At 70.9% G+C, this 2,282-nt stretch carries 3 protein-coding genes; 2 read left to right on the forward strand and 1 reads right to left on the reverse strand.

What is annotated here, in order from left to right; genetic code table 11:
• Together NON22_RS23315 and NON22_RS23320 are read left to right on the forward strand one after the other, a co-directional pair.
• Positions 1-346, forward strand: a 346-nt coding sequence (locus NON22_RS23315; protein ID WP_425508026.1) for a DNA-3-methyladenine glycosylase family protein, incomplete at its 5' end; no start/stop codon positions are given.
• A gap of 22 nt (positions 347-368) precedes the next feature.
• Positions 369-881, forward strand: coding sequence for a methylated-DNA--[protein]-cysteine S-methyltransferase (locus tag NON22_RS23320; protein ID WP_257389380.1), 513 nt, complete (start codon positions 369-371; stop codon positions 879-881).
• A gap of 885 nt (positions 882-1,766) precedes the next feature.
• Here the strand turns inward: NON22_RS23320 and NON22_RS23325 are convergent.
• On the reverse strand, positions 1,767-2,282 hold a 516-nt coding region (locus NON22_RS23325; protein ID WP_257389381.1), incomplete at its 5' end, for a hypothetical protein.

Here is a 2,282-nt window from a genome sequence, read left to right on the forward strand (position 1 = left end):
CGCCGCGGCCGATCTGGACGGTCTCGGATTGACCGGCGCGCGCATCGCGACGCTGCGCGCGCTGGCCGAGGCCGTCGCCGGCGGCGCGGTCGATTTCGATCCGGCCCAGGGCGGCGCGCGCTTCGTCGAGCGCTGCACGGCCGTGCGCGGCATAGGGCCGTGGACGGCGCACTACATGGCCATGCGCGCGCTGTGCGACAGCGACGCGTTCCCGGCCGCCGACATCGTGCTGCGCAAGGTGCTGCGGCCCGGCACCACGCTCAGCGCGAGGGAACTCGAGCTCGCGAGCCAGGCCTGGCGGCCCTACCGCGCCTACGCGGTGCTGCTGCTCTGGCGCGCCGCCTGAGGCCCGACCACGGAGAATTTCCATGTACGAGGACCTGGCCTACGACATCGTCGACACGCCGATAGGGCCGCTGCTGCTGATCGCGAGTCCGCGCGGCGTGCGCACCATCGAGTTTCCGCACAACGGCCGCGTGATGATGCCCGACGTCGGACTACCGCGCGACGCAGCGCGGCTGGCCGACGCTGCGGCCCAGCTGCGGGCGTATTTCGCCGGCGACTGCCTGGCCCTGGATTTCGCGCGCGACGCGCAGGGCACGCCGTTCCAGCACGAAGTCTGGAACGCACTCTGCGAAATTCCGCTCGGCGAGACGATCAGCTACGGCGAGCTCGCGCGGCGGCTGGCCCGGCCCAACGCGAGCCGCGCCGTCGGCGCGGCCAACGGCGCGAATCCGCTGCCGATCATCGTGCCCTGCCATCGCGTGATCGGCAGCAACGGTAGCCTGACCGGCTTCGGCGGCGGGTTGCCGACCAAGCGCTGGCTGCTAGATCACGAGCGCCGCCACGCGCCGCGGCCGCCGCTGCAACTGCTGCCATGAGGGCGATTGCCATGACGGTGCGACGTCGGCAATGACGACGGCGTACGGCGATGGCGACGAGTTGCGGCGAGCCGAAACCGAATCGCGACATCGCCGTCCACCCGTTGCGAACGGCCTGGATCGAATCCGCTCCGCGCTGACGTTTTCCCGGCTCGGCACGCTCGCGAACGCTTCGGCCTGGCGCGTTGCGGCGGCGACGCCTCGACACTGCGGGTCGCCGCGCCCGCCGCAACCGGCGTCTGTCCACAGCGGCTGTGGAAACCGCGCGCACAAGTCTGTGGATGAATCGCTGCAGGCCTTGCGGCGCCTGGCTCGCGCCCGCTTTGCGCAAGAAATCGTCAGGCCGTTGCGCGCTATCCACAGAGCCTGTGGACAAGCGTGGTGACAAGCCTGTGTACAGGCGCCGCAACGCGAGCAGCGGCGCGGCCCGCGCCCGCTTTGCGCAAACCGTGATCGCGGCGGCGGCGCCGGATTCTTCGCGCGCCTGTGCATGAAGCGCGGCGGTGCCTGTCCACAGCAGCTGTGGAAACCACCCCGGACAAGCCTGTGGACAGATCGCTGCAGGCCTTGCGCCAGCTTGCTTTCGTCCGCTTTGCGCAAGATTTCGCCAGGCCGCTGCGCGCTATCCACAAGGCCTGTGGACAAGCGTGGTGACAAGTCTGTGCACAGCGTCCGCAACGCGAGCAATGGCGCGGGTCGCGCCCGCTTTGCGCAAATCTTGCTCAGCGCCGTCCGGACGTTGGTTTATTTTTATTGAATTATAAAAATCATAAGCGCGTCGCGGGTTGTCCACAGCCGCTGTGGACAAGCGCGCGGAAAAGCCTGTGGATGAATCGCTGCAGGCCGCGCCGTGGCTCGCGTCCGGCCGGTTTGCGCGAATCTGCGTCAGCAGCCGGCGAGCTTGTCGGCGAGCGCGCGCGCCTCGCCGGTCAGGGTCGTGCGCTCGGCCTGGCCGACGCTGCGCTGGCGCGAGAGATTGTCGTCGAGCTGCGCGCGCACGGCGCGGCAGGCTTCGGCCGGCGACAGCCGCTCGCAGCGGTCGCGCACTTCGACGTAGGCCGCGGCGAGCGCGTTCGCGCCGCCGGGTTCGGCCACCGGCGGCCGGCTGGCCTCCGGCGCGGATATGTGTTCAGGAGTGCCCGGCGCGCTGCCGGGCATTCCGAGCACGCCGGCCGGCACGCGGTAGGGCGGGGTATCGCCGGTCTCGCTGTAATACACCTTGTCGTTGTCGGCGCGCACGCAGCGGAACATCGTCGGCGCCGGCGGCCGTGGCGGCGGCGGGGCCGGTAAGCCGCGCGGCTCGGGCGCGGGCGGAGCCGCGGCGACGGGCTCCTGCGCCGGGGCTTCGGCGTCGACCGGCGGCGGCGGGGCGCGCTCGTACTCGAACGACTGACTCTTCTG

Origin of the sequence: Tahibacter caeni, assembly GCF_024609805.1 — a bacterium.
GTDB lineage: Bacteria > Pseudomonadota > Gammaproteobacteria > Xanthomonadales > Rhodanobacteraceae > Tahibacter > Tahibacter caeni.

What these genes read in the sequence shown, in the direction of transcription:
- NON22_RS23320 (WP_257389380.1), top strand. Translation starts at nt 369, where the DNA reads ATGTACGAGGACCTGGCCTACGACATCGTCGACACGCCGATAGGGCCG.